Annotated in this window: 22 protein-coding genes; 15 read left to right on the top strand and 7 right to left on the bottom strand. The window is 70.7% G+C overall.

Translation table 11 applies throughout. The annotated features are described in order from the left end of the window. Nucleotides 1-43 precede the first annotated feature (43 nt). A complete protein-coding gene (locus QH470_RS29510) occupies nucleotides 44-1,561 on the bottom strand; it encodes an MFS transporter (RefSeq protein WP_280275634.1) in 1,518 nt (505 codons plus the stop codon). Nucleotides 1,562-1,649: 88 nt separating this feature from the next. On the opposite strand from QH470_RS29510, the gene QH470_RS29505 reads away from it, so the two are divergent. Both QH470_RS29505 and QH470_RS29500 read left to right on the top strand, forming a co-directional pair. Further along, nucleotides 1,650-2,309, top strand: a complete 660-nt coding sequence (locus QH470_RS29505) for a TetR/AcrR family transcriptional regulator (RefSeq protein ID WP_280275633.1) — start codon at nucleotides 1,650-1,652, stop codon at nucleotides 2,307-2,309. A 121-nt stretch (nucleotides 2,310-2,430) separates the two neighbouring features. Then, nucleotides 2,431-3,201, top strand: a complete 771-nt coding sequence (locus QH470_RS29500) for a VOC family protein (RefSeq protein WP_280275632.1) — start codon at nucleotides 2,431-2,433, stop codon at nucleotides 3,199-3,201. A 24-nt stretch (nucleotides 3,202-3,225) separates the two neighbouring features. Here the strand turns inward: QH470_RS29500 and QH470_RS29495 are convergent, their stop codons facing one another. The 6 genes from QH470_RS29495 to QH470_RS29470 all read right to left on the bottom strand — a co-directional run bounded on the left by QH470_RS29495 (nucleotide 3,226) and on the right by QH470_RS29470 (nucleotide 7,897). Next, nucleotides 3,226-3,888 (bottom strand): O-methyltransferase, encoded by a 663-nt coding sequence (locus QH470_RS29495; protein WP_280275631.1) that lies wholly within the window; start codon nucleotides 3,886-3,888, stop codon nucleotides 3,226-3,228. A gap of 32 nt (nucleotides 3,889-3,920) precedes the next feature. After that, entirely contained in the window at nucleotides 3,921-5,642 is a 1,722-nt protein-coding gene (locus QH470_RS29490; protein WP_280275630.1) for an urease subunit alpha, read from the bottom strand. Beyond that, entirely contained in the window at nucleotides 5,639-6,007 is a 369-nt protein-coding gene (locus QH470_RS29485) for an urease subunit beta (protein ID WP_280275676.1), read from the bottom strand. Before QH470_RS29485 ends, QH470_RS29490 begins: the two co-directional genes overlap by 4 nt. A 40-nt stretch (nucleotides 6,008-6,047) precedes the next feature. Beyond that, nucleotides 6,048-6,350, bottom strand: coding sequence for an urease subunit gamma (locus tag QH470_RS29480; RefSeq protein WP_280275629.1), 303 nt, complete (start codon nucleotides 6,348-6,350; stop codon nucleotides 6,048-6,050). 114 nt (nucleotides 6,351-6,464) lie between these two features. Beyond that, the gene (locus QH470_RS29475; protein ID WP_425302811.1) at nucleotides 6,465-6,905 is read right to left on the bottom strand and encodes a PaaI family thioesterase; all 441 of its coding nucleotides are present in this window, start codon (nucleotides 6,903-6,905) and stop codon (nucleotides 6,465-6,467) included. Between the two features lie 284 nt (nucleotides 6,906-7,189). Next, a complete protein-coding gene (locus QH470_RS29470) occupies nucleotides 7,190-7,897 on the bottom strand; it encodes a hypothetical protein (protein ID WP_280275628.1) in 708 nt (235 codons plus the stop codon). Nucleotides 7,898-7,993: 96 nt separating this feature from the next. Between QH470_RS29470 and QH470_RS29465 the strand changes: the two genes are divergently transcribed. From QH470_RS29465 to QH470_RS29405, 13 genes are all read left to right on the top strand, one after another. Continuing rightward, nucleotides 7,994-9,031 carry a FecCD family ABC transporter permease gene (locus tag QH470_RS29465; protein WP_280275627.1) on the top strand — a complete coding sequence of 346 codons (1,038 nt, stop codon included), beginning with the start codon at nucleotides 7,994-7,996 and terminating at the stop codon, nucleotides 9,029-9,031. After that, nucleotides 9,028-10,113, top strand: a complete 1,086-nt coding sequence (locus QH470_RS29460; RefSeq protein WP_280275626.1) for a FecCD family ABC transporter permease — start codon at nucleotides 9,028-9,030, stop codon at nucleotides 10,111-10,113. Before QH470_RS29465 ends, QH470_RS29460 begins: the two co-directional genes overlap by 4 nt. Next, a complete protein-coding gene (locus QH470_RS29455) occupies nucleotides 10,110-10,952 on the top strand; it encodes an ABC transporter ATP-binding protein (RefSeq protein WP_280275625.1) in 843 nt (280 codons plus the stop codon). Before QH470_RS29460 ends, QH470_RS29455 begins: the two co-directional genes overlap by 4 nt. A gap of 77 nt (nucleotides 10,953-11,029) precedes the next feature. Then, nucleotides 11,030-11,446, top strand: coding sequence for a BlaI/MecI/CopY family transcriptional regulator (locus QH470_RS29450; protein ID WP_280275624.1), 417 nt, complete (start codon nucleotides 11,030-11,032; stop codon nucleotides 11,444-11,446). 59 nt (nucleotides 11,447-11,505) lie between these two features. Continuing rightward, entirely contained in the window at nucleotides 11,506-12,459 is a 954-nt protein-coding gene (locus tag QH470_RS29445; RefSeq protein ID WP_280275623.1) for a M56 family metallopeptidase, read from the top strand. A gap of 203 nt (nucleotides 12,460-12,662) precedes the next feature. Next, nucleotides 12,663-13,118 (top strand): DnaJ family domain-containing protein, encoded by a 456-nt coding sequence (locus QH470_RS29440; RefSeq protein WP_280275622.1) that lies wholly within the window; start codon nucleotides 12,663-12,665, stop codon nucleotides 13,116-13,118. A 202-nt stretch (nucleotides 13,119-13,320) separates the two neighbouring features. Continuing rightward, nucleotides 13,321-14,757 (top strand): GuaB1 family IMP dehydrogenase-related protein, encoded by a 1,437-nt coding sequence (locus QH470_RS29435; RefSeq protein ID WP_280275621.1) that lies wholly within the window; start codon nucleotides 13,321-13,323, stop codon nucleotides 14,755-14,757. A 304-nt stretch (nucleotides 14,758-15,061) separates the two neighbouring features. Next, on the top strand, nucleotides 15,062-16,435 hold the full coding sequence (locus tag QH470_RS29430; RefSeq protein ID WP_280275620.1) for a hemolysin family protein: 1,374 nt from the start codon (nucleotides 15,062-15,064) through the stop codon (nucleotides 16,433-16,435). Beyond that, nucleotides 16,428-17,492 (top strand): hemolysin family protein, encoded by a 1,065-nt coding sequence (locus tag QH470_RS29425; protein ID WP_280275619.1) that lies wholly within the window; start codon nucleotides 16,428-16,430, stop codon nucleotides 17,490-17,492. The genes QH470_RS29430 and QH470_RS29425 overlap by 8 nt, the downstream gene beginning before the upstream one ends. Nucleotides 17,493-17,499: 7 nt before the next feature. After that, nucleotides 17,500-18,405, top strand: a complete 906-nt coding sequence (locus QH470_RS29420) for a 3-methyladenine DNA glycosylase (protein ID WP_280275618.1) — start codon at nucleotides 17,500-17,502, stop codon at nucleotides 18,403-18,405. 34 nt (nucleotides 18,406-18,439) lie between these two features. After that, a complete protein-coding gene (locus QH470_RS29415; protein ID WP_280275617.1) occupies nucleotides 18,440-19,129 on the top strand; it encodes a methyltransferase domain-containing protein in 690 nt (229 codons plus the stop codon). 155 nt (nucleotides 19,130-19,284) lie between these two features. Beyond that, on the top strand, nucleotides 19,285-20,862 hold the full coding sequence (locus QH470_RS29410; protein ID WP_280275674.1) for an LVIVD repeat-containing protein: 1,578 nt from the start codon (nucleotides 19,285-19,287) through the stop codon (nucleotides 20,860-20,862). Next, nucleotides 20,862-21,509, top strand: a complete 648-nt coding sequence (locus tag QH470_RS29405; RefSeq protein ID WP_280275673.1) for a DUF305 domain-containing protein — start codon at nucleotides 20,862-20,864, stop codon at nucleotides 21,507-21,509. The genes QH470_RS29410 and QH470_RS29405 overlap by 1 nt, the downstream gene beginning before the upstream one ends. The last annotated feature ends 193 nt before the right edge of the window (nucleotides 21,510-21,702 follow it).

Raw genomic sequence — 21,702 nt, 5'->3', positions numbered from 1 at the left:
GTATTCTCCCCGGTTGATCTTGGGGTAGCGACCCGGCCGTAGTTCAGCGACCGCCCGTGCCGCAGTCCGCGTTCTCGCTCACCACGTCCACATCCGGCGCCGATTTCCGACTCCGCGCCGCCAGCAGCGCGATGACCGCCATGACCAGCAGCAGCGCCGCGCCGACGGTCGTCCCCACGTGCATGCCGTCGACGAACGACGCACGCGCGGAACGCACCACCGCGTCGTCGTTCCCGGCCCGCGCGATCGTCTCGCCCAGCGTCTCTGCGAAGTCGCCGCCGGACCGGAAGACCAGGGCGGCAAGCGATCCCAGCAGCGCCAGCCCCAGCGCGTTGCCCAGCTCGAAACTCGTCTCGGAGATGCCCACGGCGGAACCGGCCCGCTCGGACGGCACCGAGGCCACCGACACCTCGGACACCAGGGTGAACACGATGCCGTAGCCGAGGCCCGCCACCGTGGAACCGGCCACGTACCAACCGATTCCGTTGTCCACGCCGATGCCCAGCAACATCAGATTGCCGACCCCGGCCGCGCTGAGCGCCAGCACGAACGAGGTGCGCGTCCCCAGCACACGCGCCACGCGCGCCCCGCCCATCGCCATCACGAACACCACGACCGCCGCCGGAATCCCGAGCAGGGCGGCGCCCAGTGCGTCCCGCCCGGCCACCGACTGGAGATACACGCTGGTCAGATAGCTCATACCGGCGAGCGACAACATGCCGATCGTGCTGGAACCGATGGCGACGGAGAACGATCCGCGCCGGAACAGGCTCAGATCCAGCAGCGGCTCGGACAGCTGCCGCTGCCGCCGCACGAACAGCACCAGCACCACCGCGCCGAAGACGCCCGCCGCCAGCACCTCGGCGTCGATGCCGTCCGCGGCGGCCCGCTTCACCGCGTACACCGCGGGCAGGATGCCGCCGATCGACATCACCACGCTCAGCAGATCCAGCGGACCCCGCCCGGCCGAGCGGTGTTCGGGCAGCACGAACGGCCCGGCAATCAGCAGCACCAGCAGCACCGGCGTGTTGATGAGAAAGACCGCGCCCCACCAGAAGTTGTGCAGCAGCAGACCGCCGATGACCGGCCCGACGGCCGACCCGCCGGCGAAGAACGCCGTCCAGACGCCGATCGCGGTACCGCGGGTACGTGGATCGGGGAACAGCGTGGAGATCAGCGCCAGACTGGACGGCAGCAGCGTCGCGCCGCCGATGCCCATCAGCGCCCGCGCCGCGATCAGCACCCCGGCGCTGGGCGCGAACGCCGCCAGCACCGAGGCGACGCCGAAGACGGTCGCACCGGCGAGCAGGATGTTGCGGCGGCCGATGCGGTCGCCGAGATTGCCCATGGTGATGAGCAGTCCGGCGATCATGAAGCCGTAGATGTCGAGGATCCACAGCTGCTCGGTCGCGGTGGGGTCCAGTTGCGCGGTGAGCGTGGGCATCGCCAGGAACAGCACCGACATGTCCATCGACACGAGCAGCACGGGCAGGGTCAACACCGCGAGTCCGAGCCAGGCGCGCCGCGGAGTCGTGGTCATACCGGTGTCGATGCCGACCATCACCTATCCTTCGATCGTGCGTACGACGTACGCGTGAAAGCTGGGTACAGCGTACGCACCCGGCCTGTAAAACGAAAGCGAGTTATCCGTGACGGAGCCGAAGCTCACCCGGGCCGCCATCGTGGACGCGGCCTTGGCGCTCGCGGACGAGGCCGGCCTGGACGCGCTGTCCATGCGGCGCATCGCCGAGCGCATGGGTGTGGGCGCGATGTCGCTGTACCGGCACGTACCGAACAAGGACACGCTGCTGGCGGGAATGACCGACGAGGTCGCCCGTCGCAACCCCTATCCACCCCCGCAACCGGACTGGACGTGGCGCGATCGGGTGCGCATCGCCGCCGATATCGATTGGCAGCTGTACCAGCAACATCCGTGGGTGCTGTTCACCTTCGCGGTGCCGCGCTACAACTTCGGCCCGCACAGCCTGGCGTGCCTGGCCTGGCTGGTGGAGGGCTTCACCGAGCTGACCGACGACCGGCGCGAGGCCACCCGGATGGCCCTGGCGGTGTGGAGCTACATCGCCGGCATCGCCCTGCAGCAGGTCAGCGCCGCCATGCTGGCCAAGCGGGACTCCGAGCAGGAGGAGATGTCGGGCCTGACGGCATTGCTGGAAGGAACCCCGCGCTGGCCCTCCCCACCGGCACTCGCCCCGCTCGAGGGCACCGGCAGCGGCGACCTCCTGGACCCCGAACGCCTGCTGCACTCGGGCCTGGCCGCCCTGTGCGACGGATTCGCCGCGGGCCGATGACCGAGTCCGCGGGCGGACCGAATATGCCGAGCGATGAATTCTCCTGCCGGGCATCGTCTCACGAGGGAACGGTGCTGTCGGCGCACGGATCGGCGGCACACGACCTCGCGAGGAGATGACCATGCCATCCGGTTTCGCTCAGGGCGCCCCCTGTTGGTTCGATATCACCGCGTCCGACGTCGCCACCGCGGCCGATTTCTACACCGAGCTGTTCGGCTGGACCGCCCTGGACACCGGCCCGCAAGCGCGCCACTACACCGTGCTGTACCAGGACGACGCGCGCGTGGCGGGCATCGCCGCGGCCGAGACGCCGGGCATCGAGGCGAGCTGGCTGCCGTATTTCGCCGTCTCCGATGTCCGCGCGACCGTGGCGGCCGCGCAGGCCGCGGGCGGCTCGGCCTTCTGCGAATTCGCCGAGATCCCTGGGCAATTGGAATTCGCCGTCCTCACCGATCCGGACGGCGCGGCCTACGGCGTCTCCCACCTCACCGGCCACCCCGGCACCCAACGCTGGTCGGAGCAGAACAATCCGTGCTGGGTGCAGTACACGGCCGCGGGCGCCCCGGCCGACGCGATGGCCCACTACGCCGCGACACTCGGCTGGACCTACCGCAACGCCGCCTGGGAGACCTCGACCGACATGCCCTATCAGGCCCTGACCACGGGTGCGGGCGGCGGCGAGGTCGGTGGCGCCGCCGCCGCGCAGCCCGGCGAGCCCGCGCCGTTCTGGTCGATGACCCTCCGCGTCCCGGACTGCGACGCCACCGTCGCCCGCGCGACCGAACTCGGCGGCAAGGTCATCAGCGAACCGGCCGACATGCCCGGCCCGTCCCGCATCGCCGTCGTCGCCGACCCGGACGGCGCGACCGTGGCCCTCATGTCCTTCGGCTGATCGGGATCGGCTCCGCAGGAACCCTCAGCCCGTGACTACGGCGTAGGCGAAGCCGTCCCAGCTCTTGGCGCCCACGGTCTGTAGCGCCGTCGCGTCCACGCGCGGTTCGGCGGCGAGCAGTTCGAGCACCTCGCGGCTGGCGCGGGCGGCGGCATCGTCGGCATCGGGGTCGGCGATGGCGCCGTGGCGGACCACGTTGTCGATGATGATCACCGAACCCGGACGGGTCAGGCGCAGCGCCCATCGGACGTAGTTCGAGTTGTTGACCTTGTCGGCGTCGATGAAGACCAGGTCGAACGGCTCGGGCTGCTCGTCGGCGAGCACCGGCAGGCTGTCCAGCGCCGCGCCGACGCGGATGTCGACGCGATCGCCGACGCCCTTGCCGTCGAGATTCTTCCGCGCGACCTCGGCGTGGCGCGGCTCGAACTCCAGCGTGACGACCCGTCCCTCCGGACCGACCGCCCGGGCCAGCCACAGCGTGCTGTAACCGCCCAGCGTCCCGATCTCCAGCACCTGGCGCGCCCGAATCGAGACGGCGGTCAGATACAGGAACTTGCCCTGCGTCGGCGACACGTCGATGGCGGGCAGTCCGGCCGCCGAATTCCGCTGCAGCACATCGGCGTCCTCACCTCCGACCAGCGTGTCCACGAGATAACGGTCGACCTCACCCCATGCGGCATTCGTCATACCGGCCAGTCTGCCACCGCGAACGGGCGCGCTCAGAACAGGAAGTATCGCTGCGCCATCGGGAGTTCGGTGGCCGGGTCCTCCGCCCAGACCTCGCCGTCCACGCGAACGGTGAAGGTGTCCGGATCCACTTCGATGCGGGGCATGGCGTCGTTGTGCGGCAGGTCCGATTTGGTGCGCTTGCGGACGTCGGCGACCGGCGCCAGCCTCCGGTGCACCCGCAGCCGCTCGGCCAAGCCCGCCTCGATCGCCTGCGGGGACACGAAGTGCAGCGAGGTACCGGCCGCCACGGCGGGCGAGGCGCCGAACATCGGCCGCGGCAACACCGGCTGCGGCGTCGGGATCGAGGCGTTCGCGTCGCCCATCGCGGCCCAGGCGATGGCGCCGCCCTTCAGCACCGCGTGCGGCCGCACCCCGAAGAACGCCGGCTCCCACAGCACCAGATCCGCCAGCTTGCCCACTTCGACCGAGCCGATCTCGTGGTCGAGCCCGTGCGTCACGGCGGGGCAGATGGTGTATTTCGCGACGTAGCGCCGCACGCGGAGATTGTCGGCCGCGCCGTCTCCCGGCAACGCGCCGCGGCGGCGTTTCATCATGTGCGCGGTCTGCCACGTCCGCATCACCACCTCGCCGATGCGGCCCATGGCCTGCGAGTCGCTACCGATCATCGAGATCGCGCCCAGGTCGTGCAACAGATCCTCGGCCGCGATGGTCGACGGCCGGATCCGGCTCTCGGCGAAGGCCAGGTCCTCGGGGATCGCGGGGTTCAGGTGATGGCACACCATGAGCATGTCCAGATGCTCGTCGAGGGTGTTGACGGTGTGCGGCCGGGTCGGGTTGGTGGAGCTGGGCATCACGTTCGGATGCGCCGCCACGGTGATGATGTCGGGCGCGTGCCCGCCGCCCGCGCCCTCGGTGTGATACGAGTGGATGGCCCGGCCCGCGATCGCCGCCAGCGTGTCCTCGACGAAACCGGCCTCGTTCAGCGTGTCCGAGTGCAGCGCGACCTGCACACCCGCCGCGTCGGCGACGGTCAGCGCGGCGTCGATGGCCGCCGGGGTGGTGCCCCAGTCCTCATGCAGCTTGAAACCGCCTGCGCCGCCGCGCAATTGCTCCCACAGCGCCTCGTGCCGCACCGTGTTGCCCTTGCCCAGCAGCAGGATGTTCACCGGCCAGCCGTCGGTGGCCTCCAGCATGCGGCCCAGATGCCAGGACCCCGGAGTGACGGTCGTGGCCTTGCTGCCCTCGGCCGGGCCGGTGCCGCCGCCGATCATGGTGGTGATGCCGCTGCCGAGCGCCTCCTCCAGCAACTGCGGGCAGATGAAGTGGACGTGACAGTCGATGGCGCCGGCGGTGACGATGCGCCCGTTGCCCGCGATGACCTCCGTCGACGGCCCCACCACCAGATCCGGGTGCACCCCGTCCATGATGTCGGGATTGCCCGCCTTGCCGATGGCGCAGATGCGGCCGTCCCGGATGCCGATGTCCGCCTTGATGATTCCCCAGTGGTCCACGATCACCACACCGGTGATCACCGTGTCGGGGGTGCCCTCGGCGCGGGTGGCGCGGGCCTGGCCCATGGATTCGCGCAGCACCTTGCCGCCGCCGAAAACCGCCTCGTCGCCCGCGAAACCCGGTCCGCCGCTGCGGTCTTCGGTGATCTCGATCAACAGATCGGTGTCGGCCAAGCGGATTCGGTCGCCGGTGGTCGGGCCGAAAAGTTCCGCGTAGCGGGCACGAGTCAGGTCGTTCACAGTGTCCCGTCCAGGATTCCGCGTTCGGTGGCGGACGACCAGCCGGGTGGCGGCGGCACGTCCAGGGGCCCCGGCGCGTTCCGGCTGATGCCGTACACCTCGCGGGTGCCGCCGAGCGGAACCAGCGAGACGCGCTGTCCGAGACCGGGTTCGAAGCGCACGGCGGTACCGGCGGGGATGTCGAGGCGGCGGCCGTGCGCGGCCGCGCGGTCGAACTCCAGCGCGGCGTTGGCCTGCGGGAAATGAACGTGGCTGCCGACCTGGACCGGCCGGTCGCCGGTGTTCACGACGTCGAGTTCGACGCGGTCGGCCCCGGCGTTGATCTCGATGACGCCCTCGGCATAGAAGATCTCGCCCGGCACCACGGGCGCCGCGTTCTCGGAATTCCGGTCCGCCATGGTCACCTCAGCCGATCGGGTGGTGCACGGTGACGAGCTTGGTCCCGTCCGGGAACGTGGCCTCCACCTGCACGTCGTGGATCATCTCGGGCACGCCGTCCATGACGTCGTCGCGGCCGAGCACCGTGCGGCCGGAGGCCATCAGTTCGGCCACGGTGCGCCCGTCGCGGGCGCCCTCCAGCACGTGGTCGGTGATGATCGCGACCGCCTCCGGGTGGTTGAGCCGCAGCCCGCGCTCGCGGCGGCGGCGCGCGAGTTCGGCCGCGTAGCTGAGCATCAGCCGCTCCTGCTCGTGCGGCGACAATCGCATGCGTGCTCCTCTGCGAGTCGGACTGGTTTCCGCAGTGCGGGCCATTCTGGCACGGGCGCACCGGCCGCGCTCCGCGACGTGCTGGCCACGGGCCCCGGCGCGGAGCTGCCGGACTCACTCCCCGGCGGCCGCCAGGTTCTGCAGGCGCACCTGACCGCGGGCGACCACCCGGTCGTCCTCGTCGGTGATCACCACCTGCCACAGCTGCTGCAACCGGCCGCGATGGACGGGCGTGGCCTCGCCGCGCAGCGTGCCTTCGCGCACCGCTCGCAGGAAGTCGGTGTTGTTGTTGACGCCCACGACCGTCCCGCGCTCGCCGAACCAGGTCCCGCCGCCCACGCTGGCCAGCGTCTCGATCACCGTGCAGTACACGCCGCCGTTCACGATGCCCGCGGGCTGATGCTGCTGCGGCGACACCACCCACTCGGCCGCCACCCGGTCCGGGCCGAGCGCGGTGTACTTCAGGCCGATCAGATCGGTGAAAGTGCCCTCGCTGTAACGGGTCATGAGTTCCGGGGTCATATCCGCCAGGGAGGGTTGGTCCTGCTGGGTCATACCGAAAACATTTACACAGACCGCGTACCGCCCGGTCCCCGGGTTCCGGGAAGCACCCTGCCCAGAAAAAGAGCGGCGGGGGCCGCCCCCGCCCACACAAACAAAACCACCACCCCCCCCCCCCCCCCCCCCCCGCCGCCGCCCCCCCCCCCCCCCCCCCCCCCCCCCCCCCCCCCCCCCCCCCCCCCCCCCCCCCCCCCCCCCCCCCGGCACAGGATCGGGAGTCGACCGCAGCCCTCGGGACTCTCGGCGATCCGAACGCCGAGTCCGAGTGTAGGGCAGGCTTACCTAACTAAGCAAGCGCGACGTACCGGCATCCCGCGTTCCTCCATCGCCACGAGCAGCGCCTGCCCCCGCGCGGCGCCCACCGCGGAGGAGGTCCGCGCCAGATCCGGCACGTAGGTGGCGGCGCCCGCGACGGTCTCGCCGACCAGCGCCCAGAACCGCCGCGCGCTCAGGCCCGCGCACCGGAACATGCTGTGCTGCACCAGCATCAGCACCGCCTCGCAGCGATGGGCCAGCCACACCGACATCGCCCGCTCGCACGGCAGCGTCACCACACCGGGCCCGCCCGCCAGCCGGTCGCCGTCGATCACCCGAATCGTGGTGTCGGACAGGCCCGCCCAGTCGATGCCGCCGTCGTTGTCGGTGTGCACCCACAGATTCTCCAGCCCCGGATCCCATGCCCGGCCCTCGGCCACGAACAGCGCGACCACCCGGCCGACGACGGCGTGAATCAACGCCGTGGCAACGACTTCCGCCGCGATGTCGGCGCTGATCATCTCCGCGGCATGACGCCGGTACATCAGTTCGATGCGCCCCTCGCGCACCCCGTCGGCCAGCCGCCACCAGCGCCGCCGGCCCTGATCGGCTATCGCCGCCACGGCGTACACCCGCGGATGTTCCGGCTGTAAGGCGCGCAGGCGGGCACACGCGTATCCGAACGCCTCGTCGGATCGGCGGGCCGTGCTGGCAATCATCGGTTCGGACATCGAACCTCCTCGTCGGTTGGCCGAATCGAAAGATAGGTTAGGCTTACCAGACTTACCGAGCAATGAATCGAATCACGTCAGGAGTTATTCGTCGCCGTGCCCGCCCGAGTCACCCTTCCACGGCACCGCGTCGCGGGTTTGCTGGTCCTGGCGGTATTACTGCTGGTCGTCACCGCCGCGGGCATCGCCGTGGGCGCGCGCTCGCTCCCCTTGGACGCGGTCTACCACGCCCTCACCTGCCCGGACGGCTGGCCGCTGACCTGCCCGGCGAGTACCCCCGCCGACCAGATCGTGCGCGAACTACGGTTGCCCCGAACCGGTTTGGCGCTGCTCACCGGACTGGCCCTCGGGATCGCCGGCGCGCTCATCCAGGGTTACACACGCAATCCCCTCGCCGACGCCGGGCTGCTCGGACTCAATGCCGGAGCGGCATTCCTGGCGGCGCTGTCGATTCACCTGTTCGCCCTCACCCGGCCGGACCAGTACATCTGGTTCGCCTTCGCGGGCGCGCTGGTGGCGGGGCTGGTGGTGTTCGGGGTCTCCGCGGTGGGAGGCGGCACCGCGAGCCCGCTGAGCCTGGTGCTCGCGGGCGCCGCCGTGACCGCGCTGCTCCAGGCACTGACGAATGCCGTTGTGCTGCTGGATCCCGCGGCGCTGGACACCTACCGGTTCTGGGTGGTCGGCACGGTCGCCGGGCACGACGTCGACGTGTTGCGGCAGGTGCTGCCGTTCCTGTTCGTCGGGACCGTGCTGGCGCTGGTCGCCGCGCCCGGCCTCAACGCGCTGGGCCTGGGCGAGGACGTGGCGCGCGGACTCGGGGTGAATGTCGGGCGCAACCGGGCGCTGGGGCTCGCGGCGGTCGTGCTGCTCACCGGGGCGGCCACCGCCGCGGTCGGGCCCATTTCGTTCCTCGGACTGGTCGTCCCGCACCTGGCCCGCATGGTCACCGGCCCGGATCACCGCTGGCTGCTGCCCTATTCGGGCCTGATGGGCGCCCTGCTCCTGCTCTCGGCCGATATCGTGGGCCGCGTCGTCGCGCGCCCCGGCGAACTGCAGACCGGTATCGTGCTCGCCGCGGTCGGGGCGCCCTGCTTCATCTGGTTCGTGCGGCGGCGAAAGGCGGTGGGGCTGTGAACATTCCGATCCTGGCCCGGGTGCGGCCCGCGGTGCGGGTGGGCCCGTTCTCGGCCGTATTGCGAATTACCGTGCTGCTCACCGTGGTAGGGCTTGTGGTCGCGACGCTCGTGCTGTTCGCGCTCGATATCGCGGTGGGCGAGTTCGCGATTCCGCTGGAGCGGGTGTTCGATGTGCTCACCGGCGGAGGCACGCGGGCACAGCGTTTCATCATCTTCGAGTCGCGGCTGCCCCGCGCGGTGACCGCCGTCGTCGCGGGCGCGGCGCTGGGGCTGGCCGGGGCGATCACCCAGTCGATCCTGCACAACCCGCTCGCCAGCCCGGACCTGCTCGGCATCACCGCGGGCTCGAGTTTCGCCGCCGTCGCCGCGGTCGCGGGCACCGGCACCGCGACGGGCGCCGCGGCCACCGTCGGCGTGCCCCTGGCGGCGCTGGCCGGCGGGCTGCTCACGGCCGCGGCAATCTACCTGCTGGCCTGGGGGCGATCGCGCGACGGCGCGGCCGGTGCGACGGGAATGCGGTTGGTACTCATCGGGATCGGCGTCAACGCGCTGCTGCTCTCGGGGGTGAGCTGGCTGATGACCCGCGCGACGCTCACCGACGCCACCCGTGCCCAACTCTGGCTCACCGGTTCGCTCAACGGCGCCGACTGGTCCCGCGCCGTCCCCGCCGCGATCGCGCTGACCGTGGTGCTGGTCGTCACCGCCGCCTCGGCGCGCACGCTCGCCGCGCTGCGCTTCGGCACCGAAACCACTCGCGCGCTGGGCGTCCGGTTGCAGGCGCAGCAGGGACTGCTGCTGGGCGCGGCGGTCGTCGCGGCGTCACTGGCCACCGCCGCCGTCGGGCCGGTCGCGTTCGTGGGTCTGGCCGCGCCGCAGATCGCGCGGCGGCTGCTGCGTCTGCCCGGCGAGCCGGTGCTCGGATCGGCCCTCGTCGGCGCGCTCGTCGTGGTCGGCGCGGATGTCATCGCGCGTACCGTGGTTCCCGTCGACCTACCGGTCGGCATCATCACCGCCGCGCTCGGCGGACCGTTCCTGCTGTTGTTGCTCGTGCGCACGAACCGGAAGGCGACCATCTCATGACGGCCACCCCCCATCGCCTCACCGCCGACGACATCACCCTGGGATACGGCGGCCGCGTCATCGTCGACGGCCTGTCACTGGAGATCGAGACCGGCGTGATCACCACCGTGATCGGCCCGAACGGCTGCGGCAAGTCCACACTGCTGCGAGCGCTGGGCCGGTTGCTGCGGCCGCGCGCGGGCCGAGTCCTGTTGGACGGCAAGGCGATCGCCACGCTCAAGACCCGGGACGTGGCGCGGATCGTGGGCATGCTTCCGCAGACACCCGTCGCGCCGGAGGGCCTGACCGTCGCCGATCTCGTTGCGCGCGGCCGACATCCGCACCAGTCCTGGCTGCGGCAGTGGTCGGCCGACGACGAGTCGGAGGTGGCGACCGCGCTGGACCAGACCGGCATCGCCGACCTGGCCGACCGCACCCTCGACGAACTGTCCGGCGGCCAGCGCCAGCGCGCCTGGATCTCCATGGCGCTCGCCCAGGGCACCGACATCCTGCTGCTGGACGAGCCGACCACCTATCTGGACCTGGCGCACTCGCTCGAGGTCCTGGACCTGGTCGACCGCCTGCACGCCGATCTGGGCCGCACGGTGGTGATGGTGCTGCACGACCTCAACCTCGCCATCCGCTACAGCGACCGGCTGATCGTGATGCGCGACGGCCGCATCGTCGCGCAGGGCGCCCCCGCCGACATCGTCGACGCCGAGCTGCTGCGCGAGGTGTTCGGCCTCGAGGCCAGCGTGCTCGACGATCCGGTCTCCGGGCGGCCGATGATCGTGCCGATCGGGACCCGGCACGTGCGCGGCGCGGTCGGTGGTCCCGACCGGTACCCCGCACCCCTATGAAAAATCCCACACAGTTACCGACCGGTTACGACGATCTGTAGTACGCATTTGTGTCGTTGCCTCCGTAAACTGGTGGGATGGCAGGTCTTGGTGAACTCGAGAAAGCGGTCATGGACCAGTTGTGGTCGGCCGATGAACCGCAAACGGTCCGGCAGGTCCACGAGGCCCTCGCGGCGCGCCGCGAACTCGCGTACACCACGGTGATGACCGTGCTGCAGCGACTGGCGAAGAAGAATCTGGTCGTGCAGCAGCGCGACGATCGTGCCCATCGCTACGCCCCGGTGCACACCCGCGACGAGTTGGTCGCGAGTCTGATGGTCGACGCGCTACAGCAGGCCGACGAGGTCGGCAGCCGCCGCGCCGCGCTGGTGCACTTCGTCGAGCAGGTCGGACAGGATGAGGCTGCCGCACTGCGGGACGCACTCGCTAAGCTCGAAGCAACCGAGGCCGCGCGCAACGCGTCCGACGACAAAGGAGTCGCCCCGCCGCAGTAGGTCGGCGCAGCGGAGCGGCGCGATCTCGGGCCCTGGCCCCACAACGCAGTGAGCTGAGCATGAACGCAACCGCGCCGGTCTTCGCCGGTCTCGCCTTGCTTCTGGCGGGACCGGTGCCGAGCCTGCTCAGCCGAGCCCGATGGCCGTACCGGACACCGCGGGCGGCGCTCGTGCTGTGGCAGGCCGTCGCTCTCGCCGCCGTTCTCAGTGCGTTCGGGTCCGGACTGGCCATCGCCAGTCAGCTTCTGGTGCCCGGTCCGGACGGCCGGCCCACCACCTCCCCCACCGGCGAAATCGACGCGCTCGGGCTGCCGCTGTGGCTGGCTTACGTGGTCGTGTTCGCATTGACGCTGCTGGTCGGCGCGCGCCTGATCTACGCCTCGATCCGGGTCGGGGTGCACACCCGCCGCCGCCGCGCCCGCCACCGCATGCTGGTCGACCTGCTGGACCAGGGGCGCGAATACCGGCACAGCGAGCGCGGCGCCGCCGACATCCGGGTGCTCGCCGCCACCGAGCCGATCGCCTACTGCCTACCCGGGTTGCGCCGCCGCGTCGTGCTCAGCCAGGGCACCTTCACGAGCCTGTCCGACGCGGAGTTGAAGGCGATCGTCAGTCACGAGCGCTCGCACCTGCGGGCCCGGCACGATCTGGTGCTCGAGGCGTTCACCGCCGCGCACGAGGCCTTCCCGCGCGTGGTGCGCAGCAAGTCGGCGCTGGACTCGGTGAAGCTGCTGATCGAGTTGCTCGCCGACGACTCCGCGGTCAAGGTCACCGGGCCGACGCCGCTGGCGCGAGCGCTGGTGGCCTGCTCGAATTCGACTGCGCCGCAAGGGGCGATGGCCGTCGGCGGTCCCACCACGCTGATCCGGATCCAGCGGCTGGCCGGACCGCTCGGCGATATCCGGATCGCGGTGGCGGCGTATCTGGTGGCCGCCGCCATCCTGGTGGTGCCGACCTTGGCCGTAGCGATTCCGTGGCTGGTCGAGCTGAGCCGGTTGTTCAGCGCCGCCTGAGGCGAAACGCCGGGGAATCGCGGCCGCCGCGCACGAAAAGCACCCCGGATTTCACCGCCGCAACCGCACCGCTAACCGGTGGGCCGACGACTCCGACGGTCGGTTGTGGGCTCGAACGGGCCTGTGTGGCAAGCCGTTACGATGGAGAGGCAGACCGTCGACTATCGAAGGGGATAGCCGTGACCGAGCGTAAGCCTGCGGGAATGACTCACGAATCGTGGGTAGACAAGCAGATTCGGGAGGCCACCGAGCGCGGCGAGTTCGAGAATCTGCCGGGGGCGGGCAAACCGATTCCGGGGGCCGGGCAACCGGTGACAGAGGATTCCTGGCTGCGGGACTACCTACGGCGCGAGGGAGTCACGGGCGACGGCGTGCTGCCGCCCTCCCTGCTGCTGCGGCGCGACCTGGAGCAACTCCCGGAACGGATACGCCGCCTGCGCTTCGAACGCGACGTCCGCGAACTGGCCGCCGAACTCAACGCCCGCATCATCGAATGGCAACGCCTGCCCAGCGGCCCGCACGTGCCCGTCGCGCCCGTCGACGTCGACGAGGTCGTCGAGCAGTGGCGCCACGAGCACAAACCCACCGCCGACAGCTCGGCCGGCCCCGGCACACCCACACCACCCGGCCGCCGCCGCAGGTGGTTCCGCCGCCGCTGAGCCGTGGCCGCGCGCCGCGATCGCTCACCTCCCGAGCGAGCACACGTCACCACCCCCGACCGCGCCGCCCGCTCCACCACGCCCGTCCGCCGGGCAACGCCGAAGCGTATTCGGAGCCACCCGGATACCGTGCCGTGACCAGGCCCGGACCGTCATGACGGGCTTTCCCGCACACCGCGGGCACTCCTCTACAATGGCAACAGTGCAATTTCTTCCGGGCCACACGCCGCCGTATGACCTGACCTACGACGACCTCTTCCTCGTCCCGAATCGGACGGATGTAGCGTCCCGCTTCGACGTCGATCTATCGACCGGCGACGGCACCGGCACGACGATCCCCATCGTGGTGGCCAATATGACCGCGGTCGCGGGCAAGCGCATGGCCGAGACGGTCGCCCGCCGCGGCGGCCTCACGGTGCTGCCGCAGGACCTGCCGATCAGCGCGGCCGCCAAGACCATCGGGTATGTCAAGAGCCGTTCGCTGACCGCCGAGACGCCGGTCACGCTCGGCCCCGATCATTCGGTGTCCGAGGCACTTGCCTTGGTGCACAAGCGATCCCACCGCGCCGTGGTCGTCGTCGACGAGGGCAAGCCCGTCGGCGTGGTCGCCGAGGCCGCCTGCGCCGACGTCGACCGGTTCGCGCGCCTGCACACCGTCGCCGACACCGACTTCCTCACCGCCCCGGCCGACACCTCGCCCCGGGAGATCTTCGAACTGCTCGAGGCCGAGCACGCGGACCTCGTCGTGCTGGTCCACCCCGACGGCACCCTGGCGGGCGTGCTGACCCGCACCGGCGCGGTGCGCACCGGCATCTACAGCCCGGCCGTCGACGCTCGCGGCAAGCTGCGGGTCGCCGCCGCCGTCGGGATCAACGGCGATGTCCCGGCCAAGGCGAAGGCGCTGGTCGACGCCGGCGCCGACCTGCTCGTGATCGACACCGCGCACGGCCATCAGGTGAAGATGCTGGAGGCGCTGCGCGCGGTGGCCGACCTGAAACTCGGTGTCCCGCTGGCGGCGGGCAACGTCGTCTCCGCCGAGGGGACGCGCGATCTGGCCGCGGCAGGCGCCGACATCATCAAGGTCGGGGTCGGCCCCGGCGCGATGTGCACCACCCGGATGATGACCGGCGTGGGCCGCCCGCAGTTCTCCGCGGTCGCCGAATGCGCGGCCGCCGCCCGCGACCTCGGCGTGCACATCTGGGCCGACGGCGGCGTGCGCCACCCGCGCGACGTGGCGCTCGCGCTGGCCGCGGGCGCGTCGAACGTGATGATCGGCTCCTGGTTCGCCGGCACCTACGAATCCCCCGGCGATCTGCGCACCGACCCCGCCGGGAACGCGTACAAGGAGAGCTTCGGCATGGCGTCCAAGCGCGCCGTCGCCGCCCGCACCGCCTCCGACAGCGGCTTCGACCGCGCCCGCAAGGGGCTGTTCGAGGAGGGCATCTCCTCCTCGCGCATGCGCCTGGATCCCGAGCGTCCCGGCGTCGAGGACCTCATCGACCACATCTGCTCGGGCGTGCGCAGCGCCTGCACCTACGCCGGCGCCCGCACGCTGGGCGAACTGCACGACAAGGCCGTCCTCGGCGTCCAGTCGGCGGCCGGATTCGCCGAGGGTCGTCCGCTGCCCAGCGGCTGGTGACCCGAACCGTCCGGTCCGGACACCCGGGCGGGCGGAAGCACTCCGACGGCGCCGCGCGCATTCCATATTCCGGTGTGCCGCGGCCCCGGAGTGGCGCACGAGACCCGGTAGCATGGGACTCGCCGAGCACCGGGACGCTTGTCCCGTCGCTGGTGCGCAGCATGTACACAGCTCCGTTTGCCGAAAGGACCCAGTTGTCACCCGCGTCCGAGGGCGCCATACAGGAGGGCTCCTCTACCGAGCCGGGTGACGAACCCGGCGCCCCCGTAACCACAGTTCCTCCCCGCTGCGGGCGGTGCTGACCATGTCGGTCGTACTCACTGTGCTCAGCCTGGTGGGCTTCATCGCGCTCACCGTCGGCACCGCGCTGTTCGTCGCCGCCGAATTCTCGCTCACCGCGCTCGAGCGCAGCACCGTCGAGGCCCACGCCCGCGACGGCGACCGGCGGGCCCGCCAGGTGCGCCACGCGCATCGCACGCTGTCGTTCCAGCTGTCCGGCGCCCAGCTCGGCATCACCATCACCACCCTGGTCACCGGCTACATCGCCGAACCGGTGCTGGCCCGGCTGCTCGAGCCACTGTTCACCGCCGCCGGGCTGGGAACCGGTGCGACACAGGGTATTTCACTGGCTCTGGCGCTGGTGCTGGCCACCTCGCTGTCGATGACCTACGGCGAACTGGTGCCGAAGAACATGGCCATCGCGAACCCGCTGGGCGCCGCCCGGCTCACCGCCGGTCCGATGATCGCCTTCTCCGCGGCGTTCAAATGGCTGATCAAGCTGCTCAACGGCACCGCCAACTGGGTGCTGCGCCGGTTCGGCATCGAACCCGCCGAGGAGCTGCGCTCGGCGCGCTCCCCGCAGGAACTCGGCTCGCTGGTGCGCACCTCGGCCCAGCGCGGCGCGCTGGACCTGCGCACGGCCATGGTCGTGGACCGCTCGCTGGCATTCGGCGACCGCAGCGCGGAAGAGCTGATGACACCACGGGTCAAGATCGAAACCCTCGACCAGGACGACACCATCGCCGACCTGATCGCCGCCGCGAGCCGCACCGGTTTCTCCCGGTTCCCCGTGATCGACGGCGACCTGGACAACACGCTCGGCGTCGTGCACATCAAACAGGCCTTCCTGCATCCGGTCCGGGAGCGGCGCACCATCCGGCTGCGCGCGATCGCCCACGCGGTGCCGATCGTGCCGGCCAGCCTGGACGGCGACGCCGTGCTGGAACGCGTGCGCGCCGACGGCATGCAGGTGGCGCTGGTGGTCGACGAATACGGCGGCACGGCCGGAATGGTCACCACCGAGGACATCATCGAGGAGATCCTCGGCGACGTCCGCGACGAGCACGACGAGGAGGAACTCGACGTGCGCCGCACCGCCGCAGGCTGGAACTGCTCGGGCCTGCTGCGCGTCGACGAACTGGCCCGCGCCACCGGTTACGAGGCACCCGAGGGCGAGTACGAAACCCTCGGCGGCCTCGTCCTCACCGAACTCGGCCGGATCCCGGACGCCGGTGACGAGGTACTACTGCCCAGCCCCACCGCCCACCAGGGTCAGCCGCACACCAACGGCGGCTGGCTGGCCCAGGTGGAACGGATGGACGGCCGCCGCATCGACCGGGTGCTGCTGCGGCCCATCGACGGCGACACCCTCGCACAGTGGGAGTTGCACCATGGGTGACCTGTACGGGGTATTGCTGACAGTGGTGCTGCTGGGCGGCAACGCGTTCTTCGTCGGCGCCGAATTCGCGCTCATCACCGCGCGCCGCGACCGCCTGGAAACCCTGGCCGCACAAGGAAAACGCAGCGCCGACACGGTCATTCGAGCCGGTGAGCACCTGTCGATGATGCTGGCGTCGGCGCAGCTGGGCGTCACCATCTGCTCGCTGCTGCTGGGCCGGGTCGGCGAACCGGCCATCGCGCATCTGCTGGAGCGGCCGTTCGATCTGGTCGGCGTGCCCGACCAGCTGCTGCACCCGATCGCGTTCGCCCTGGCGCTGGCCCTCGTCGTGGTGCTGCACATGCTGCTGGGCGAGATGATCCCGAAGAACATCGCCCTCGCCGGGCCGGAACGCGTTGCGCTGCTGCTGGTTCCGATGCTGCTGTGGTTCCTGCGGCTGGCCCGCCCGCTGATCACGCTGTACAACGTGGCGGCCAATCTGACGCTGCGAGCGCTGCGGATCGAGCCGAAGGACGAACTGGACGCCACCGTGTCGTCGGTGGAGCTGGCGGAGATGATCGGCGAGTCCCGCTCGGAGGGGCTGCTGGAGGAGGGCGAGCACCGCCGCCTCACCCAGGCCCTGGGCACCACCGATCGCATCGTCGCCGATGTCATGGTGCCGCTGGAGAAAACCCGCTGCGTGCCGTTGCGCGGCGACGGGACGACGCTGGGCGACATCGAATCCGCGGTCGCGGAGACCGGCTTCTCGCGGTACCCGGTCCGGGCCTCGGAGGGTTCGCTGGTCGGTTATCTGCATGTGAAGGACGTGCTGGACAAGGTGGCCGACGAAGCGGCCGGGCCGTCGACGCCGATCCCGCGCATCGATATCCGGCCGCTGCCCACGCTCAGCATGGGCACCACGCTGTACGAGGCGCTGGCCCGCCTGCGCCGCACCAACAGCCATCTCGGCCGGGTGGTCGACAGCCGCGGCAACACCGTCGGCATCGTCGCGCTCGAGGACCTGGTCGAGGAGTTCGTGGGGACGGTGCGCGACGCCACCCACCGGATCGCGGAGTGAGCACGGCATGACGACGGCGGCGCGGGACCTGCGGGTGTTGCCCGAACGCGACTGGCGGGCGCGGGCGGCCGACCACCGCACGCGGGTCGAGGAACTGATCGGGCCGTATCTGCGGCAGCGCGCCGCCGGGTCGAAGCATCCGGTGATCGACTTCCTGTTCACCTACTACGGCCACAAGCCCGCACAGCTGCGGCGCTGGCACCCGGGGTACGGCGTGGCGCTGGAGGATGCACACGAGTACGCGAATTCCCGTGGGTACGAAGGTGTCCCGCGGCACCCGGACGGCGCACCGGCGTGGACCGCCGGCCCCGCCTTCGTGGCGCGTCGCCGCGACACCATCGCATTCATCGCGAAGCTGTTGCGCGCCACCGGTTCCCGCGCGCCGCAGCTGTCGTGTTTCGGACTGCACGAATGGGCGATGGTCTACCGCAGCGACGACGTCCGCCACACCCAGGTCCCCCTGCGCCTCGGCCGCACCGGCACCGACGCGGTGGTGGAGTCGATGCCGTTGCGCTGCACCCATTTCGACGCCTACCGGTTCTTCACCCCCGACGCGGCGCCGCGCAACGCCGACCGCCTCGCCCGCGACGACCAGCCTTTGCGTGAACAGCCCGGCTGCCTGCACGCGAACATGGACCTCTACAAGTGGGGCTTCAAGCTGATCCCCCTCATCGATTCCGCACTGCTGCTGGACTGTTTCGAACTCGCCTGCGCCGCACGCGAACTCGATATGCGTGCCAGCCCCTACGACCTGTCCGGGTACGACTACACCCCGGTGCCCATAGAGACCCCCGCCGGGCGGGCCGAGTACGTCCGCGGCCAAGTACAGCTGGCCGAACAGGCCGCGCCCCTGCGCGAACGCCTCCTGGCCGCCGCGGAAGGCCTGCTGCGCGAAGTGCCCGCGCACGGTTGACTTCAGGTCGGGATGAAGTCGCAGACTGGCGGCCATGTCCACATTGCTCACCATGCTCGACGCCTTCGACAACCTTCCGCAGGCCCGTGAACTGCGTGAACGCAGCTATCAAGACCTCGGCGACACCGTGGTCGACGTCGGTTGCGGCGGTGGCCGCGCCGTCGGCGAACTGGCCGACCGCGGGATACGCGCCCTCGGCCTCGACCTGAACCCCGCCATGCTCGAGGCCGCCGCCGCGCGCTGGCCCGCGGCCGAGTTCCGCGTGGGCGACGCCACCGCGCTGCCCCTCGAGGACGGCTCGGTCACCGGCTACCGCGCCGACAAGGTCCTGCACACCCTCGCCGAGCCCGAGCGAGCCGTCGCCGAGGCCCGTCGGGTCCTGGCCGCCCACGGTCGCGCGGTGCTGCTCGGCCAGGACTGGGACACCTGCGTCATCGACTCCGACGATCCCGAACTCACCCGGACCCTCATCCATGCGCGCGCGGACCGCCAGCCCAGCCCCCGGGTCGCCCGCCGATACCGGAACCTACTGTTGGACAACGGCTTCACCGACGTCACCGTCGAGGTGCACACGGTCGTGTGGACGGACCCCTCGTTCCTGCCGATGCTCGCGGACATCGGTGGCGAGGGTCCCTGGCTCGACGCCCAAGCCGACCGGGCCCGCCGCGATCGGCTGTTCGTCGCCGTCCCGTTCTTCCTCGCCGCCGGGACGCGCGGGGACTGAACAGCGGAAATGGCGTTCTCATCGGCACTTTCGCCGAAATGGTCCGTACCAGACAGCGGACGCGTTACCGTTTCGACGTTGGCGTAACCAGCGGTACGGCGTACCGCGGCCCCGTCTCGGCGAGATGTGGGGACGGCGTGGAAGGCGGGGACGCGATGCGGCGCTTCCTGGGAGTTCGGCGATCCAGGCCGATAGTGGTGCTCGCGGCCGCGTTGCTCGCCGCCACCGCCCTGCCGCTGGGCGGGGCCTCGGCGGATCTGCAATCCGACATCACCGGTCAGGTGCGGCAGTTCCTCGACATCGGCCGGACGGCGGTCGGGCGAGCCGACTGCGGGCCGGGCTCACGGCCGGAAAGCGGTCTGCAAGGCGATGTTCCGGCCGCCGACCGCAGCAGCGGGCGCAGTACACAGGGGTACAGCTGCAATATGTCGATGGTCGGCGGCTTCGCCGGGCGCGGCGGCGGCATCACCTCCACCACCTTCGACCACTGCTCCTACACCGGTTCGCTGTTCCCCGGCAATCTGCTGGGCCCGGCCCAGGGCGTGCAGGTGCTCGACGTATCGGACCCGGCGCGGCCCACACTCACCGCTACCCTCACCGAACCGGCCATGCTTGCCGGAACCTGGGAGAGCCTGAAGGTCAACAAGCAGCGAAAACTACTGGTGGGCACCGGAGTCCCGGTCGGTGAGGGCGCGGGCTACCTGTCGGTGTACGACATCTCCGACTGCGCCCACCCGCGTCTGCTCAATCCCGGCCCGGGCTCCAACCTCGCTATGCCGCTGCCGATCACGACGCACGAGGGCGGCTTCTCCCCCGACGGCCGCACCTACTGGTCCTCGGGCATCGCGCCCGGTTTCGTCAGCGCGGTCGACCTCACCGACCCCGCGAATCCGCATGTCGTCTGGCAGGGTCTCACCGGAATCGAGGCACACGGCTTCGGCGTCAGCGCCGACGGTAACCGCCTGTACCTGTCGGCGCTCGGCGGATTCACCGTGCTCGACATCGGCGCGGTGCAGCGCCGCGATCCGAATCCCCAAGTGGCGCACCTGGGCCGGGTGTTCTGGACCGACGGCTGGGCCACCCAGCACAGCATCCCCGTCACCTACGACGGCAAGCCGTATCTGTTCACCGCCGACGAGGGCGGTTCGGGCGGTGTGAAACTCGTCGACATCTCCGACGACACCCGCCCCGAGGTGGTCAACAAGATCAAGCTCGAGATCAACCTGCCCGAACATCAGGACAGCCTGATGGCCTCGGCCATGGGCGGCTCGGTGTTCTCCTACGACCCGCACTACTGCGCGGCCGACCGCCCGAACGACCCGACCGCGCTGGCCTGCGGCTGGGAGTCCTCGGGGATCCGGGTGTTCGACGTGCGGGACCCGTTCCACGTCCGCGAGATCGCGTACTTCAATCCGCCCGCCCGGACCGGCCGGAATCTGGAGCTGTGGAATTCGCCGCACGCGCTGGCGTCGCTGATCGGACCGCCCGCGATGGAGGGCTTCTCGGCCGCCCGCGCCATGCTGGAGGGCAAATTCGATCCCGGGCAGGCGCTTTCGCCGCGCAGCGGCATGCTCGCCTTCGGCGACGTCTCCACCGACTGGTGCTTCGCCCCGCCGGAGTGGCACGGCAACCAGCTGTGGACCACCTGCAACGACAACGGTTTCCTGGTGGTGCAACTCGACGACGAGGTGTATTCGCCACCGGCGGACCAGCAGTCGATCGTGGGTTCGTGATGCGGCGCTGGCCGCGTGTCGCCTCCTTCGCCTGTGGAGCGGTGCTGCTGCTGGTGCTCGGCGCGGCCCTCCGCCCCCTCGTCGTGCCCGAAAACCACACTGCGACACCGGTGTTGAACGATACGGAGATCGGCTTCGCCCAGGATATGACGGCCCATCACCAGCAGGCCGTGCAGATCGTGCAGCGGCTGGACGCGGGCGTCGATCCCGCGGTGCTGCGGCTGGCGCGGCAGATCGACCGGACACAGCAGGTGGAGATCGGCACCATGCTCGGCTGGCTCCGCCTGGCCAACGCGGCGCCGATGCCGCAGCACCCGATGGCCTGGATGCCGCCGCACTCCGATACCATTGCCGCGCACCATCATTCGACCGCGTCCGCGGCGACCGATACCGCGATGCCGGGGCTGGCGTCGCAGTCCGAACTCGACGCCCTCTCCGCCGCCCGCGGCCCCGCCGCCGAAATCCTGTTCCTGCAATTGATGTATCGCCACCATCAGGGCGGAATCACGATGGCACAGGCGGCCGACCACGCGATCCCCGCCGGCCCCGTCAAGGAAGCCGCCCGCGGCATGCTCTTCGCCCAAAGCCAGGAATGCGGCCTGATGGGCTTGCTGCTGACCCAGCGCAACGCCCACCCACTCCCCTAGCCGAGACCGTCAACGTCTCTCGAGGCCGGACAACAATTTCGGCGTCCACGGATGTTGTCCGGCCACGACAGCCGTTGTGCGGTCCCGGGGCCGAACCGGGGGGGGGGCCCGGCGGGCCCCCCGGGGGCGGGGGGGCCGGGGGGGGGGAGGGGGGGGAGCACCCCGGGGGGGCAGGGGACCCGCTCACAAAACC

It is taken from the genome of Nocardia wallacei (assembly GCF_029868745.1).
GTDB lineage: Bacteria > Actinomycetota > Actinomycetes > Mycobacteriales > Mycobacteriaceae > Nocardia > Nocardia wallacei_B.
Note: the sequence above shows the minus strand (reverse complement) of the source record. Positions and strands in the feature narration are given on the sequence as shown.